We start from the raw sequence: 16204 nt of genomic DNA on the forward strand, positions 1-16204 counted from the left end.
TGGTTCCTCATAACCCTGCTTTCAAACTTGCTTCGATAAATTGATCCAGGCTGCCATCCAGCACCGCCTGCGTGTTACGGGTTTCAACCCCGGTACGCAGATCTTTGATGCGGGAGTCATCAAGGACATAAGAACGAATCTGGCTACCCCAGCCGATATCTGACTTGGTGTCTTCCATCGCCTGTTTCTCGGCATTCTTCTTCTGCATTTCCAGTTCATAAAGCTTCGCTTTCATCTGCTTCATGGCCTGGTCTTTGTTCTTGTGCTGGGAACGGTCGTTCTGACACTGCGTCACAATCCCGGTCGGGATGTGGGTAATACGCACCGCAGATTCCGTACGGTTAACGTGCTGACCACCTGCACCGGAGGCACGGTAAACGTCGATACGCAGGTCCGCCGGGTTGATATCGATATCAATATCATCGTCAACTTCCGGATAAACAAACGCCGAACTGAACGACGTATGGCGACGTCCGCCGGAGTCGAACGGACTCTTACGTACCAGACGGTGTACGCCGGTTTCAGTACGCAGCCAACCGTACGCATATTCACCAGCAATTCTGATGGTCACGGACTTAATACCCGCGACTTCACCTTCAGACTCTTCAATGATTTCAGTCTTAAAGCCGCGCGCTTCAGCCCAACGCAGATACATGCGCATCAGCATGCTTGCCCAGTCCTGCGCTTCCGTACCGCCAGAACCTGCCTGAATATCGAGATAGCAATCCGCGCTGTCATATTCACCGGAGAACATACGACGGAATTCCAGCTGGGCCAGCTTATCTTCCAGCGTATCGAGTTCTGCTACGGCTTCGTTAAAGGTTTCTTCGTCGTCGGCTTCTACAGCCAGTTCCAGCAGGCCGGAGACATCTTCCAGGCCCTGGCTCATCTGATCGAGCGTATCAACGATGGCCTCAAGGGAGGAACGCTCTTTGCCCAGCGCCTGAGCGCGTTCGGGTTCGTTCCACACGTCCGGCTGTTCCAGCTCGGCGTTTACTTCTTCCAGACGCTCTTTCTTGGCATCATAGTCAAAGATACCCCCTAAGAACGTCAGAGCGCTCCGTGAGGTCCTGAATGCGGTTATTTACCGGATTAATTTCAAACATTGTCTGATTTCTTTTATTGGACTAGTCAAAATGCGGTGATAAGAGCGGGATTGTAACTAATCCACGCCCTTTTTTATAGCGATTAGTGACGCTAAAGTGGCCAGATATTGTCGATTATAATCTGCAAGCTGCGGTTGCCGCGAAACTCGTTAATATCCAGTTTGTAGGCAAGCTGAACTTCGCGCACGCCGTTGTCTGGCCAGCAGGTGGTATCGACATTAAACGCAATACCGTCCAGCAGCGGACCACCGCCCACGGGCTCGACCATCACCTTCAGATGACGCTCACCGACCAGACGCTGCTGGAGCAAACGGAAATGCCCGTCAAACAGCGGTTCCGGGAACATTTGCCCCCACGGTCCGGCATCGCGCAGCATTTGTGCGATCTCCATGGTCATCTCCGCCGCGCTCAGTGGGCCATCCGACACCACTTCACCTTGCAGTAAGGCAGGATCCAGCCACTCGGTTACCAGCTCGCCAAAACGCTGCTGGAAACGCTCAAACTGCGCCTCTTCAAGCGATAAACCCGCCGCCATGGCGTGACCGCCAAACTTGAGGATCATGCCCGGATAAAGGGTGTCCAGGCGCTCCAGCGCATCGCGCATGTGCAGCCCCTGAATCGAACGCCCGGACCCTTTGAGAGTACCATCACCTGCCGGGGCAAACGCTATCACTGGGCGATGGAATCGCTCTTTAATACGCGATGCCAGAATCCCCACAACGCCCTGATGCCACTCGGGATGATACATTGCCAGGCCGCCCGGTAGCGTATCGCTACTGCGTTCCAGCTTTTCACACAAAGTCAGTGCTTCGGCCTGCATACCCTGCTCGATCTCTTTGCGCGTCTGGTTGAGCGCATCCAGCTCATTGGCCAGCACACGCGCTTCGCCAATGTTGTCGCACAGCAACAGCGCCACACCAACGGACATATCGTCCAGACGGCCCGCCGCATTCAGCCGTGGCCCGAGGGCAAAACCTAAATCACTGGCTGCCAGCTTTAGGGGGTCGCGATTGGAAATCTCCAGCAGCGCTTTAATACCAGGGCGGCACTTTCCGGCACGAATGCGGCTTAAGCCTTGCCACGTCAGAATACGGTTATTGGCATCCAGCGGGACCACGTCCGCCACCGTGCCAAGTGCAACCAGATCGAGCAAATCTGCCAGGTTCGGCGGTGCAATGCCGCGTTCATCAAACCAGCCTTTGTCACGCAGGAAAGTACGCAGCGCCAGCATCAGATAGAAGGCTACACCAACGCCTGCCAGCGATTTCGACGGGAACTCACAGTCGGGCAGATTAGGATTGATGATTGCCTCTGCGCCCGGCAGCGTATCCCCTGGCAGGTGGTGATCGGTCACAACGACCGGGATCCCCAACGTTCTGGCATGTTCGACACCCGCGTGAGACGAGATGCCGTTGTCTACGGTGACAATCAGCTGAGCGCCCCGGGCATGGGCCTGATCAACGACTTCCGGGCTTAAACCATAACCGTCTTCAAAACGATTTGGCACCAGGTAGTCAACGTTACTGCAGCCCAACGCACGCATCGCCAGGATGCTTAGCGCCGTGCTGGTCGCACCATCAGCGTCAAAATCGCCGACAACGATGATTCGGGTTCCTTCGCGAAAGGCGTTGTAGAGGATCTCAACCGCTTTTTCGACGCCGTTCAAATGTTGCCACGGCAGCATGCCTTTCACGCTACGCTCAAGCTCCTGCGCGCTACGTACACCACGGCTGGCGTATAAACGGCGCAGCAGTGGCGGCAAGTCGGCAGGTAGCTCGGCGGTCTCGTCGGCCTCACGCCGACGAAGTTGTATCTGTTGTTTCACGCGAATTATTTACCGCTGGTTTGTTTTGCATGTGCGTCGAGGAATTCTTTCATCTCTTTCGGGCCCTGATAACCAGGTACGACATAGCCATTGCTCAGCACAATCGCCGGTGTACCGCTGACGCCAAACTGTACGCCCAGCGCATAGTGGTTAGCGATATCCACATCACAGGTCGCCGCTTTTACACCCTTGCCAGTCATCGCGTCATCAAAGGCTTTGTTTTTGTCCTTAGCACACCAGATAGACTTCATGTCCTGCTCAGCCTGGCTGTCCAGCCCCTGACGTGGGAAGGCCAGATAACGTACGGTGATCCCCAACGCATTGTAATCTTTCATCTCTTCATGCAGCTTGTGGCAGTAACCACAAGTGATGTCGGTGAAAACAGTAATGACGTGTTTTTCCTGCGGCGCTTTGTAGATGATCATCTCTTTTTCCAGCGCGTTCAGATGCTTCATCAGCAGTTGGTTGGTGACGTTCACCGGACTTGCGCCGCTCACGTCATACATCGGTCCCTGAATAATATGTTTACCGTCTTCAGTTACGTACAGCACGCCGCTATTGGTCAGTACGGTTTTCATGCCCGCAACCGGAGCAGGTTGAATCTCGGTGCTCTGCACACCCAGCTTTGCTAATGACTGGCGAATTGCCGCGTCGTCTGCATGTACCATGCCGGAAAACGCCGTCGCCAGCAGGGTGAACATCATAAAACGTTTTTTCATAGCCTATCCTATCCTGTCAGCACTCACGCTCGCGGGTGATGCTGTTGATGTAGTTGCCGCAAGCGCTCCGTTGCGACATGAGTATAAATTTGCGTTGTCGAGAGATCGCTATGCCCCAGTAGCATCTGCACCACGCGCAGATCTGCGCCATGGTTGAGCAGATGCGTGGCAAATGCGTGCCGCAGGACGTGCGGTGACAGCTTTTCGCTGTCGATTCCCGCCAACACAGCATAGTGTTTGATACGATGCCAGAAGGTCTGACGGGTCATCTGTTGCGCCCGCTGACTAGGAAACAGCACATCAATCGATACGCCGTTGAGCAACCATGGACGCCCATGCTCCAGGTATGTTTCCAGCCAGTACACTGCCTCCTCACCCAACGGGACAAGGCGCTCTTTGTTACCTTTACCGATCACCCGTACCACGCCCTGACGCAGGCTGACGTCACTCATCGTCAGTCCTACCAGTTCAGACACGCGCAGGCCCGTTGCATACAACACTTCCAGCATGGCTTTGTCGCGTAGCTCCAGCGGTTGATCGATAAGCGGCGCCTGCAGCAGTCGTTCTACCTGCGCTTCGCTGAGATCTTTGGGCAGACGCTGCGGAAGTTTAGGTGATGCAAGCGAGGCGCTGGGGTCATCTTCGCGATATTTTTCGCGGTACAGATGCTGAAAAAAACGTCGCGTCGCACTGAGCAAACGTGCAGAACTGGTGGCTTTATACCCTCCATCCATCCGCTCAGCCAGCAAGGCTTGCAGATCATCACTTTGCGCGGTCGCAAGCGAAGCGCCGCGGTGATGTAACCATTCCACAAGCATGGTCAGATCGCGACGATACGCACTTAATGTGTTTTCCGCCAGATTTCGTTCCAGCCACAGGGCATCAAGAAACTGCTCGATGCGCGCCAGATCCTGTTCCACTCGCGCCCCTTATTCCACTCTCATTTTTGATGCATTATGCCTCATTGTGCCGGGATTGCGGCGATTCTGTTACACTACCCGCAACGCTACAGCAGAATTGAGATGTTTACGTCATGAACATGGGTCTTTTTTACGGTTCCAGCACCTGCTACACCGAAATGGCAGCAGAAAAAATCCGCGATATCCTGGGTCCCGAACTGGTGACACTGCACAACCTCAAAGACGATTCCCCGACCCTAATGGAGCAGTATGACGTGCTCATTTTGGGCATCCCAACCTGGGATTTCGGTGAAATTCAGGAGGACTGGGAAGCGGTCTGGGAGCAACTGGACGACCTCAACCTGGAAGGAAAGATTGTCGCGCTTTACGGTATGGGCGATCAGTTGGGATACGGTGAATGGTTCCTGGATGCGCTGGGTATGTTGCACGATAAACTGATCACCAAAGGTGTAAAGTTTGTCGGCTACTGGCCCACCGAAGGCTACGAATTCACCAGCGATAAACCCGTCATTGCCGATGGACAGCTGTTTGTTGGTTTGGCGCTGGATGAAACGAACCAGTACGATCTCAGCGATGAACGCATTCAGGCCTGGTGCGAGCAAATTCTTGGCGAAATGGCCGAACACTGGTCCTGAATTTCTGCCGACTGACGGCTAAGGTCGCAACCTTACCGTCAGTGCTACTTCTGCTTCGCCTTTTGCAGCATCAACCGCCGTAAATCCCGCCACTCTGCATCATCCATACTGTCTGCCGCCAGCCACAAATGTTGACGTTTTCCGGCATCAGAGCGCAAACGCAGCATCATGCCTGTTTTAACCATCCAGGGGGCGCTAACGATAGACCACTCTTGCCCTTGCCAGCGCAGACGGCCATCCATCAACAGCCGAATCTCACCCTGACAGGCGTTGATTCGACGCTGACTGCGAACGCTATCGAATACCACCAGAGAGAGCAAAACCAGCCATAATGGGGTGTAGCTCAATGGCCAGGGCATCAATAAAATAAACACCGCGACCAGCCCATGAATTAGCAGTGAAAGCCACTGCGCGCGCCATGATACGCGTAAATCAGATTGCCACTGGACCACGTTCCCGATTCCGTGTCTGGATAAGTCGCACCATCTGCTCCAGCTCAGCATCAGCTGGTTTCCCATGATTCATCAACCAGTTAAATAAATCTGGATCATCACATTCTAGCAGACGGATAAAGATACGCTTTTCTTCGTCACTTAAGCTGTCATATTCATATTCGAAAAACGGCATGATCGAGATGTCCAGCTCGCGCATACCGCGGCGGCATGCCCAATGAATACGTGCTTTGTTGTTAATATCCATGTTCTTCTCCCTGTCTCGCGAAAACGAAGTATCCCGCTATTGTAACGTGTTTTTCCCGCTCTTTTACGGGAATATCAGTAAACTGAAGCTCGCTCGCTAAATAAAACCTTATTAAGCCAAAGGATTCACCATTTTTTGATGTTTCCTCGCAAAGCGCAATATATGGCACAAATAGCCTGTTTAAACCGCTTGCAATGGGCCATAGCTCTTTTACCATTAGTCATTATCACTGCGTTAAGCAAATCAGGACATTATTATGGCTTTTACATCTTTTCCTCCTCGCCAGCCTTTCGCGTCAACGCGTTTGCCTCTGACGCTAATGACGCTAGATGACTGGGCGCTCGCCACCATCACCGGTGTCGACAGTGAGAAGTATATTCAGGGTCAGGTCACGGCGGATGTCAGCCAGATGACCGAGCATCAGCACCTGTTAGCTGCACATTGTGACGCCAAAGGTAAAATGTGGAGCAACCTGCGTCTGTTCCGACAGGGTGACGGTTTTGCATGGCTTGAGCGCCGTAGCCTGCGTGATGCGCAGCTCACCGAGTTGAAAAAATACGCGGTCTTCTCGAAGGTGGCGATTGCCCCGGATGACGAGCGTGTCCTGCTGGGCGTAGCGGGATTCCAGGCACGTGCAGCGCTGGCCAATCTCTTTAGCGAATTACCGAACAGTGATAAGCAGGTCATTACCGAAGGTGCCTCCACGGTATTGTGGTTCGAACACCCTGCTGAACGTTTTCTGCTGATCGTTGATGCCACCACAGCAGAAACCTTGGTTGAAAAGCTGCGTGGCGAAGCAGAGTTAAATAACAGCCAGCAGTGGCTGGCGCTGGATATCGAAGCGGGTATCCCCGTTATTGATACAGCCAACAGTGCACAGTTTATTCCACAGGCTACCAATCTGCAGGCTTTGGGCGGGATCAGCTTTAAAAAAGGCTGCTACACCGGTCAGGAAATGGTTGCTCGTGCAAAATTCCGCGGAGCCAATAAACGCGCCATGTGGACTTTGGCGGGTGCCGCCGGTCGAGTACCGGAAGCTGGCGAAGACCTTGAATTAAAAATGGGCGAGAACTGGCGTCGTACCGGTACCGTACTTGCCGCAGTAAAACTGGCCGATGGTCAGGTACTGGTGCAGGTTGTGATGAATAACGACATGGAGGCCGACAGCGTGTTCCGCGTTCGTGACGACGCAAAAACGCTGCAAATCGTACCGCTGCCGTATTCGCTGGAAGAGTAAATGAATAATGCCTGATTGCGATGCGTCTATCAGGCATGCTGGCTTTTGTTTTGTAGGCCGGATAAGGCGCTAGCCTCCATCCGGCGTCAGTGATTACGCCTGACCAACGTACAGATAGATCGCCAGGAAGTGGCAAACGCTGCCGCCCAGCACAAAGCCGTGCCAGATCGCATGGTTATAAGGAATACGCTTACAGACGTAGAAAATTACGCCCAGGGAATACACCACACCGCCAACAGCCAGCAACGTCACGCCTCCCGCTGCCAACTTAACCGCCAGTTGATACACCACAATCAGCGATAGCCAGCCCATTGTCAGGTAGGTTACCAGCGACAGAACCTTAAATCGGTGCGCAATGGTCAGTTTGAATAAAATACCGATCAGCGCCAGGCTCCAGATAACAATCATCAGTCCACGTGCCAGCGGCGAATCAAGCCCCACCAGCAGAAATGGCGTGTAGGTCCCGGCAATCAGCAGATAAATCGCACAGTGGTCAAATTTTTTCAGCCAGACTTTCGCTCTCTGATGGGGGATCGCGTGATACAAGGTTGAGGCGAGGAACAGCAGGATCATGCTGCCGCCGTACAGGCTATAGCTGGTAATGGCCATAGCGCTGGCGTTGGTATCTACTGCCTGGACCAGTAATAACACCAGTCCGACAATCCCAAACACCAGCCCGATACCGTGACTGATGCTATTGGCTATTTCCTCTGCCAACGAATATCCCTGCGCGATTAATGGCTTCTGAACCATAAGTTACTCCCCAGAAACGAACACTTTCGTTATTGCGCCTCTAGCGTAACTGAGAATGGTTCCAGTGAACACCTGTTAGCTAAAATAAATATCAAATTAATATTAATCCTTTAAAATCATTGTGTTGTAAGTGATTTTTCAACTAACAGATGTTTCTTTAAATCAAAGGCATTTAAAATCAATCACATAAAATTGCGTCTGATTCGGGTAAATCTCGGCAATCACATGTTTAAGTTCTTCAAGCGTCATGTTTTCCTGCTGGGCATGTTTATCCGTTAGCGTATCCAGCGTGACGGTTGAGGTGCCAACAACCTCAATCGTGCAGAAGTAACCGTCATCTTCGAAGCGCCCAACCCGTAAAATGTCCCCGGCTTTGAAGTGTGATTCGGACTCGTCACGAATGGTGATGGTCTTGCGTCCGGCCAGAATGTCATCCTGGAAACGCTGAAAAAAAGTGATGTCATTTGGCTGCATGTTATTATTCCCTGTAGATGAAGTCTGATGAGTGAGTTTTGCCATTGTGAGTATGTTCTCCCACGCTGCCATTGCCAGTCTCAACAATCTTGAGATGCTGGTCTACAACTATGTCATCAAAAACCGTGACAAAGTCATGTACATGACCATTCGCGAGCTGGCCGATGCCGTGGGTGTTTCTACTACCACCGTACTGCGCTTTTGCCGCAAGCTTAAATGTGAAGGTTACTCAGAATTTCGCGTGCGCTTCAAATTATATTTAGAGCAGAATGAACCGCAACAGGCTAATTTCGGTGCCAGCGAAATTATCAGTTTCTTTAAAGGCGTCAATAACGACGAGTTCGATAAACTGCTCGATCAGGCTGTTGATATTATATTATCGTCCGAACGTATTATATTCGTCGGAGCAGGAACGTCTGGAGCGCTGGCAAAATATGGCGCACGTTTTTTCTCAAACGTCGGTAAATTCAGTAATCACATTGACGATCCTTATTTCCCGGTAACTAACGACATGGCCAGAAACGCGCTAGCGATCGTGCTTTCCGTATCTGGTGAAACAGAAGAGATCCTGCGCTTTGCCAGCCAGTTCAGTCTGCACAACTGTAAGGTTCTGTCGGTCACCAGCCATGAACACTCTCGCCTGGCGAAACTCGCCGACTTTAACCTCTCCTGGCATGTTCCACAAACACGTATTGCCGGGGTATACGATATAACCACGCAGATCCCCGTTATTTATATTTTGGAATCACTCGGTCGCAAGCTGGCGAAAAGAATAGCGTAAAAAAACAATCTGTTTTTTTGATGTAACAAACCACATTTACGCTATTTTGTTATATCGTGACATTTATCTTTCCTTTGTTAGACTCAAAATCAGATTGTATTAATTTGAGACTGAGCGCAGATGAAAAAACTTACCTTACCAAACGATTTTTTATGGGGCGGCGCGGTTGCGGCGCACCAGGTTGAAGGCGGCTGGAACAAAGGTGGCAAAGGCCCCAGCATTTGCGACGTACTGACCGGAGGGGCACACGGTGTTCCGCGAGAAATCACTCAGGAAGTTGAGCCCGGTAAGTACTACCCCAACCACGAAGCTGTCGATTTTTACAGTCATTACAAAGAAGACATCAAGCTGTTTGCCGAGATGGGGTTCAAATGCTTCCGTACCTCCATCGCCTGGACCCGTATCTTCCCCAAAGGGGACGAAATCCAACCGAATGAAGAAGGGCTAAAGTTCTACGACGACATGTTCGATGAACTGCTGAAGTACAACATTGAACCAGTCATCACCCTTTCCCACTTTGAAATGCCGCTGCACCTGGTTCAACAGTACGGTAGCTGGACCAATCGTAAAGTCGTCGATTTCTTTGTCCGTTTTGCTGAAGTCGTTTTTGAGCGCTATAAGCACAAGGTCAAATACTGGATGACCTTCAATGAGATCAACAACCAGCGTAACTGGCGCGCGCCGCTGTTTGGCTATTGCTGCTCCGGCGTGGTGTATACCGAGCATGAAAACCCTGAAGAGACTATGTACCAGGTGCTGCATCACCAGTTCGTGGCCAGCGCGCTGGCGGTAAAGGCGGCACGTCGCATCAACCCGGAAATGAAAGTCGGCTGCATGCTGGCGATGGTGCCACTGTACCCGTTCTCCTGTAAGCCTGAAGATGTGATGTTCGCGCAGGAATCGATGCGTGAGCGCTACGTTTTCACTGACGTTCAGCTGCGCGGCTACTATCCATCATATGTACTGAACGAGTGGGAACGCCGCGAATTCAACATCCGAATGGAGGCCGGCGATGAGCAAATCCTGCGTGAAGGCACCTGTGACTATCTCGGATTCAGTTACTACATGACCAACGCGGTAAAAGCGGAAGGCGGCAGCGGCGATGCCATTTCTGGTTTTGAGGGCAGCGTACCGAACCCGCACGTAAAAGCCTCCGACTGGGGCTGGCAGATTGACCCCGTCGGTCTACGCTATGCCTTATGTGAGCTGTATGAACGCTACCAGAAGCCGCTGTTTATCGTTGAAAACGGGTTTGGCGCTTATGACAAGGTAGAAGAAGACGGCAGCATCAACGACGACTATCGCATCGACTATCTGCGCGCCCACATCGAAGAAATGATGAAAGCGGTGACCTATGATGGCGTAGACCTGATGGGCTACACGCCATGGGGTTGCATCGACTGCGTGTCGTTTACCACCGGTCAGTACAGCAAACGTTACGGCTTTATCTACGTGAACAAACATGACGACGGCACCGGCGATATGTCGCGTTCACGAAAGAAGAGTTTTGAGTGGTATAAAACGGTGATTGCCAGCAACGGCGAGAATCTGTAATTTTTTGCCGGATGGCGGCGTAAACGCCTTATCCAGCCTACAGGTTATACTCCCGTAGGCTGGATAAACGCAGCGCTATCCGGCAATTAAATCCCTACTTCCCGCCTGCCAGTTCCAGAAAACTGCCCGTTACGTAAGATGCCTTCTCGCTCAACAGCCAGGTAATTGCCTGCGCGACTTCTTCCGGCTGCCCGCCACGCTGCATAGGCAACAGTGATTTCACGCGATCGACCCTTCCCGGCTCGCCGCCTGATGCGTGCATTTCAGTGTAGATAAGACCAGGTCGCACGCAGTTTACGCGGATCCCTTGCGCCGCAACCTCCAGCTCCAGGCCGGTGGTGAGCGTGTCCACAGCGCCTTTCGAGGCCGCGTAATCAACATATTCGAATGGCGCACCAAGCCGCGATGCCGCCGAAGAGACATTTACAATCGATCCACCCTGACCGCCGTGCTTGAACGACATGCGCTTTACCGCTTCCCGACAGCACAGAAAATAGCCGGTAACGTTGGTTGCCAGTACGCGATTAATTCGTTCGGCGGTTAAGTTTTCGACCGTGCTTTGCTCAAACAAGATCCCGGCATTATTCACCAGGGCAGTCAGTTGCTCGCCTTCACGGTCAATAGACTCAAACATTGCCACTACCTGGCTTTCATCACTGATATCCGCACGCAAAGCAAATGCTTTACCGCCTGCAGCGACGATGTTGTTCACCACCTCGGTTGCCGCACGAATATTGTGATGAAAATTCACGGCGACCGTGTAACCCTCTTGCGCCAGTTGCAGCGCGGTTGCTCGACCAATGCCACGACTGCCGCCCGTCACCAATGCTATAGCCATAACGTTTCTCCCAAAAAATAAAGGCGCCGAAGCGCCTTTAAAAGATAGTTGAATCAGCAGATTACTGATATTCGCTCATCGGTACACAGGAGCAGAACAGGTTACGGTCACCGTAAACGTCATCAAGGCGTTTCACGGTTGGCCAGTATTTGTTCGCCACACCCGCCGGGAAGACGGCGATTTCGCGGCTATAACCGTGATTCCACTCCGCGACCAGCTCGTTTTGCGTGTGCGGTGAGTTAACCAGCGGGTTATCTTCTAGTGACCATTCACCGGCTTTCACGCGATCGATCTCAGCGCGGATTGCCAGCATCGCATTGATAAAGCGATCCAGTTCCACTTTGCTTTCAGATTCAGTCGGTTCAACCATCAGGGTACCCGCGACCGGGAATGACATAGTCGGCGCATGGAAACCGTAATCGATTAGACGCTTGGCAATATCCAGTTCGCTGATGCCGGTCTCTTCTTTCAGTGGACGAATGTCGAGAATACATTCATGCGCCACGCGACCATCGCGACCGGTATACAGTACCGGATAAGCATCTTTCAGACGGCTGGCAATGTAGTTAGCGTTAAGAATCGCCACCTGGCTTGCCTGCTTCAGACCTTCTGCGCCCATCATACGGATGTACATCCAGCTGATTGGCAGAATGGATGCGCTACCGAACGGCGCCGCAGAAACTGCGCCCTGACGGGTCAGCATCCCTTCAATCTGCACTACGCTGTGGCCCGGTACAAACGGCGCCAGATGTGATTTCACGCCGATCGGTCCCATACCTGGGCCGCCGCCGCCGTGCGGAATGCAGAATGTTTTATGCAGGTTGAGGTGCGAGACATCTGCGCCAATAAAGCCCGGCGTGGTGATCCCAACCTGAGCGTTCATGTTCGCGCCATCCAGGTAAACCTGGCCGCCGAACTGGTGCACAACGTCGCACACTTCACGGATCGTTTCTTCATAAACGCCGTGGGTGGATGGGTAGGTCACCATGATGCAAGAAAGGTTGTCGGCATGTTGTTCTGCTTTTGCTCGCAGATCGTACAGGTCGATGTTGCCGTTCTTATCACAGGCGACCACCACTACCTGCATACCCGCCATCTGTGCAGACGCCGGGTTGGTACCGTGGGCAGAAGCCGGGATCAGACAGATATCGCGATGACCTTCGTTACGGCTTTCGTGATAATGACGAATCGCTAGCAGACCCGCATACTCGCCCTGCGCACCGGAGTTCGGCTGCATGCAGACGGCATCATAACCGGTCAGTTTAACCAACCACTCGGAAAGCTGGCCGATCATCTGGTGATAACCTTCAGCCTGCTCTGGCGGGCAGAAAGGATGCAGCTCAGCGAATTCAGGCCAGGTGATAGGGATCATCTCGGCAGCGGCGTTGAGCTTCATGGTGCAGGAACCCAGCGGGATCATTGCCTGATTCAGCGCCAGATCTTTACGCTCCAGTGAGTGCATGTAGCGCATCATCTCGGTTTCGCTGTGATAGCGGTTGAACACCGGGTGGCTGAGGATCGCATCGTCACGCAGCATGCTTTCCTGAATAGAACGGCTGTCGAGCGCCACGTCTTTATCCAGCGTATCGATGTTCAGAGTGTGACTGTCGCCCAGCAGTACATTGAACAACTGCACCACGTTTTCACGGGTGGTGGTTTCATCGAGCGTAATACCTACCGCGTTATGGATATCGCTACGCAGGTTGATTTCTGCCGCTTCGGCACGCGCCAGCACTGCGGCCTTATCGGCTACTTCAACGCACAGGGTGTCGAAGTAATGTGCATGACGCAGCTTCAATCCTTTCTGTTGCAGACCGGCTGCCAGGATATCAGTCAGGCGGTGGATGCGATTAGCAATGCGTTTCAGGCCAACCGGACCATGATAAACAGCATACAGACTGGCGATGTTGGCCAGCAGGACCTGCGAGGTACAAATGTTGGAGTTCGCTTTCTCGCGGCGGATATGCTGCTCACGAGTCTGCATCGCCATGCGCAGTGCGGTATTGCCCGCCGCATCTTTGGAGACGCCGATAATACGGCCTGGCATGGAGCGTTTGAATTCGTCTTTAGCGGCGAAGAATGCCGCGTGTGGGCCACCGTAACCCATCGGTACGCCGAAGCGTTGTGCAGAACCGAAAACGATATCCGCGCCCTGTTTGCCCGGAGCAGTCAGCAGTACCAGCGCCATAAAGTCGGCAGCGACACTGACCACAACTTTACGGGATTTCAGCTCGGTAATCAGTTTGCTGTAGTCATGCACTTCACCGGTGGTGCCAACCTGCTGCAACAGCACGCCAAACACATCCTGGTGATCCAGTGCTTTCGCCGCGTCATCGACAATCACGTCAAAACCAAAGGTTTCCGCACGAGTACGCACAACATCCAGCGTTTGCGGATGAACATCAGCCGCAACGAAGAAGCGGTTGGCGTTTTTCAGTTTGCTGACGCGTTTTGCCATCGCCATCGCTTCAGCCGCCGCGGTGGCTTCATCCAGCAGAGAAGCGGAAGCCATATCCAGCCCCGTCAGATCCAGTGTGACCTGTTGGAAGTTGAGCAGCGCTTCCAGACGCCCCTGAGAAACTTCTGGCTGATACGGCGTATACGCAGTGTACCAGCCCGGGTTTTCCAGCATGTTGCGCAGGATAACCGGTGGCAACTGCACGGCGGTGTAGCCCATGCCAATGTAGGACGTGAAGCGCTTGTTACGCCCAGCGATGGCTTTTAATTCAGCCAGCGCAGCGTATTCGGTCGCCGCCTCGCCCACCTGCGGCGGGGTTGCGAGCTGAATGTCTTTCGGCACAATCTGGCCGATCAGCGCGTTTAACGACTCGGCGCCAACCGCATTCAGCATCTCTTGCTGCTGCGCGGCGTCCGGTCCGATGTGGCGTTCAATGAAAGCGCCGCTGTTTTCAAGCTGGCTTAACGTCTGTGTCATGGGCGATGGTTCCTGAAACGTGCAGTGAATCGTGATTGTCTCTGTCTACGAGCCCGGCAGCGCTAGCGCTTACCGGGTCTACGCATGCTTTGTAGGCCGGATAAGCGCAGCGCCATCCGGCAAAAGCGTATTTACTCGTCTTCTAACAATGCTTCATATGCGGTCGCATCCAGCAGCGATTCAATTTCGCTTTCATCGCTGGCTTTGATTTTGAAAATCCAGCCGCCCGCATACGGCTCGCTGTTGACCAGTTCCGGGGAGTCGCTGAGCGCGTCGTTAACCGCCACAATCTCACCACCTACTGGCGCATAGATATCGGATGCCGCTTTTACGGACTCCGCAACGGCACAATCATCGCCCGCGCTGACGGTTGCGCCAACTTCTGGCAGGTCAACGAAAACCATGTCACCTAACAGCTCCTGAGCGTGTTCGGTGATACCAACGGTGTAAGAGCCGTCAGCTTCTTTGCGCAGCCATTCGTGTTCTTTGCTGTATTTCAGTTCTGCAGGTACGTTGCTCATCAATCAATCTCCAAAAAAGGATGAATTACGCGACGGCTTTGCCGTTACGCACAAAAACAGGTTTAGTCACTTTTACCGGCATTTCGCGGTTACGGATCTGCACGATCGCAGTTTCGCCGATACCCGCAGGGACACGCGCCAACGCGATGCTGTAACCAAGAGTTGGGGAGAATGTCCCGCTGGTGATAATGCCTTCCTGCTGGTTGCCGGAAGCATCGGTGAAGCGCACCGGCAGTTCATTACGCAGCACGCCTTTCTCGGTCATCACCAGCCCGACCAGTTGTTCGTGGCCTTTTTCACGCTGCATTTCCAACGCTTCACGACCGATAAAGTCGCGGTCAGCTGGTTCCCATGCGATGGTCCAGCCCATGTTAGCCGCCAGTGGAGAAATCCCTTCGTCCATCTCCTGACCGTACAGGTTCATGCCCGCTTCCAGACGCAACGTGTCACGCGCGCCGAGACCGCAAGGTTTGACACCTGCTTGTACCAGCGCACGCCAGAAATCTGCCGCCTTTTCATTCGGCATGGCAATTTCATAGCCTGCTTCGCCGGTATAACCGGTGGTTGCGATAAACAAGTCACCCGTCTGAACGCCAAAGAACGGCTTCATGCCTGCTACCGCCTGACGCTGCTCGTCAGTAAACAACGTAGCTGCTTTTTCCTGTGCGTTTGGCCCCTGTACCGCAATCAGCGACAGGTCGTCACGAACGGTGATGTCGATAGCGTATGGTTCAGCGTGTTGGGTAATCCAGGAGAGGTCTTTTTCGCGGGTGGCGGAGTTTACAACGAGGCGGAAGAAGTCTTCAGTGAAGTAGTAGACAATCAGGTCATCTATCACGCCGCCCGAAGCGTTAAGCATACCGGAGTAGAGGGCTTTACCCGTCTTCGTTAGCTTCGCGACGTCGTTTGCCAGCAGATAACGCAAGAACTCCCGGGTGCGGCTACCGCGCAGGTCGACGATGGTCATATGCGACACATCAAACATTCCGGCATCGGTGCGAACAGCATGGTGTTCATCGAGCTGAGAACCGTAATGCAGTGGCATCATCCAGCCATGGAAATCGACCATGCGCGCGCCACATAGCGTGTGTTGTTCGTACAAAGGAGTCTGTTGAGCCATCTTTTCCTCGTTGAATAAGCGGGGCTACCAACTCTTTCGCGGTGAAATTTTCGCCACGAAACCCAGCACCGCAGCCGCTCCAGGGGC

General features: G+C 53.1%; 16 protein-coding genes. 4 read left to right on the forward strand and 12 right to left on the reverse strand.

Features of this window, described 5'->3' with window-relative positions; genetic code table 11:
- Positions 1 to 7 precede the first annotated feature (7 nt).
- The 4 genes from prfB to xerD all read right to left on the reverse strand — a co-directional run bounded on the left by prfB (position 8) and on the right by xerD (position 4570).
- A protein-coding gene (gene prfB, locus OGV74_RS07370) for a peptide chain release factor 2 (protein WP_096878465.1) occupies positions 8 to 1106 on the reverse strand; the annotation gives its coding sequence in 2 pieces (ribosomal slippage) (positions 8 to 1030 and positions 1032 to 1106; 1098 coding nt in all).
- 91 nt (positions 1107 to 1197) lie between these two features.
- The gene (gene recJ / locus OGV74_RS07375; protein WP_016150943.1) at positions 1198 to 2931 is read right to left on the reverse strand and encodes a single-stranded-DNA-specific exonuclease RecJ; all 1734 of its coding nucleotides are present in this window, start codon (positions 2929 to 2931) and stop codon (positions 1198 to 1200) included.
- Positions 2932 to 2936: 5 nt separating this feature from the next.
- The gene (gene dsbC / locus OGV74_RS07380) at positions 2937 to 3650 is read right to left on the reverse strand and encodes a bifunctional protein-disulfide isomerase/oxidoreductase DsbC (RefSeq protein ID WP_003825520.1); all 714 of its coding nucleotides are present in this window, start codon (positions 3648 to 3650) and stop codon (positions 2937 to 2939) included.
- A gap of 23 nt (positions 3651 to 3673) precedes the next feature.
- Positions 3674 to 4570: a site-specific tyrosine recombinase XerD gene (xerD, locus tag OGV74_RS07385; RefSeq protein WP_003026928.1), complete on the reverse strand. Its 897-nt coding sequence runs from the start codon at positions 4568 to 4570 to the stop codon at positions 3674 to 3676.
- 113 nt (positions 4571 to 4683) lie between these two features.
- Here xerD and fldB point away from each other — a divergent pair, with 113 nt between their 5' ends.
- Positions 4684 to 5205 carry a flavodoxin FldB gene (fldB, locus tag OGV74_RS07390; RefSeq protein ID WP_003026933.1) on the forward strand — a complete coding sequence of 174 codons (522 nt, stop codon included), beginning with the start codon at positions 4684 to 4686 and terminating at the stop codon, positions 5203 to 5205.
- A 44-nt stretch (positions 5206 to 5249) separates the two neighbouring features.
- Here fldB and OGV74_RS07395 read toward each other — a convergent pair whose 3' ends face one another.
- Both OGV74_RS07395 and sdhE read right to left on the reverse strand, forming a co-directional pair.
- Positions 5250 to 5657 (reverse strand): protein YgfX, encoded by a 408-nt coding sequence (locus tag OGV74_RS07395; RefSeq protein ID WP_003026936.1) that lies wholly within the window; start codon positions 5655 to 5657, stop codon positions 5250 to 5252.
- Positions 5638 to 5904: an FAD assembly factor SdhE gene (sdhE, locus tag OGV74_RS07400; RefSeq protein WP_086504552.1), complete on the reverse strand. Its 267-nt coding sequence runs from the start codon at positions 5902 to 5904 to the stop codon at positions 5638 to 5640. The genes OGV74_RS07395 and sdhE overlap by 20 nt, the downstream gene beginning before the upstream one ends.
- 256 nt (positions 5905 to 6160) lie before the next feature.
- Here sdhE and ygfZ point away from each other — a divergent pair, with 256 nt between their 5' ends.
- On the forward strand, positions 6161 to 7141 hold the full coding sequence (ygfZ, locus tag OGV74_RS07405; RefSeq protein WP_003026944.1) for a tRNA-modifying protein YgfZ: 981 nt from the start codon (positions 6161 to 6163) through the stop codon (positions 7139 to 7141).
- Positions 7142 to 7234: 93 nt separating this feature from the next.
- Here the strand turns inward: ygfZ and trhA are convergent, their stop codons facing one another.
- On the reverse strand, positions 7235 to 7894 hold the full coding sequence (gene trhA, locus OGV74_RS07410) for a PAQR family membrane homeostasis protein TrhA (protein ID WP_003026947.1): 660 nt from the start codon (positions 7892 to 7894) through the stop codon (positions 7235 to 7237).
- Between the two features lie 162 nt (positions 7895 to 8056).
- Positions 8057 to 8368, reverse strand: coding sequence for a N(4)-acetylcytidine aminohydrolase (gene yqfB, locus OGV74_RS07415; protein WP_003026949.1), 312 nt, complete (start codon positions 8366 to 8368; stop codon positions 8057 to 8059).
- A 52-nt stretch (positions 8369 to 8420) separates the two neighbouring features.
- Between yqfB and OGV74_RS07420 the strand changes: the two genes are divergently transcribed.
- A complete protein-coding gene (locus OGV74_RS07420) occupies positions 8421 to 9149 on the forward strand; it encodes a MurR/RpiR family transcriptional regulator (RefSeq protein WP_003838265.1) in 729 nt (242 codons plus the stop codon).
- Positions 9150 to 9269: 120 nt separating this feature from the next.
- On the forward strand, positions 9270 to 10703 hold the full coding sequence (gene bglA / locus OGV74_RS07425; protein ID WP_086504553.1) for a 6-phospho-beta-glucosidase BglA: 1434 nt from the start codon (positions 9270 to 9272) through the stop codon (positions 10701 to 10703).
- Positions 10704 to 10797: 94 nt separating this feature from the next.
- Here the strand turns inward: bglA and OGV74_RS07430 are convergent, their stop codons facing one another.
- From OGV74_RS07430 to gcvT, 4 genes are all read right to left on the reverse strand, one after another.
- A complete protein-coding gene (locus OGV74_RS07430; protein ID WP_286520605.1) occupies positions 10798 to 11541 on the reverse strand; it encodes an SDR family oxidoreductase in 744 nt (247 codons plus the stop codon).
- Between the two features lie 61 nt (positions 11542 to 11602).
- Positions 11603 to 14476: an aminomethyl-transferring glycine dehydrogenase gene (gene gcvP, locus OGV74_RS07435; protein ID WP_286520607.1), complete on the reverse strand. Its 2874-nt coding sequence runs from the start codon at positions 14474 to 14476 to the stop codon at positions 11603 to 11605.
- A gap of 131 nt (positions 14477 to 14607) precedes the next feature.
- The gene (gene gcvH, locus OGV74_RS07440; RefSeq protein ID WP_003026965.1) at positions 14608 to 14997 is read right to left on the reverse strand and encodes a glycine cleavage system protein GcvH; all 390 of its coding nucleotides are present in this window, start codon (positions 14995 to 14997) and stop codon (positions 14608 to 14610) included.
- Positions 14998 to 15022: 25 nt separating this feature from the next.
- A complete protein-coding gene (gcvT, locus tag OGV74_RS07445) occupies positions 15023 to 16117 on the reverse strand; it encodes a glycine cleavage system aminomethyltransferase GcvT (protein WP_086504555.1) in 1095 nt (364 codons plus the stop codon).
- Positions 16118 to 16204: the final 87 nt, after the last annotated feature.

Origin of the sequence: Citrobacter sp. Cf116 (genome assembly GCF_030336505.1) — a bacterium.
Classification (GTDB): domain Bacteria; phylum Pseudomonadota; class Gammaproteobacteria; order Enterobacterales; family Enterobacteriaceae; genus Citrobacter; species Citrobacter freundii.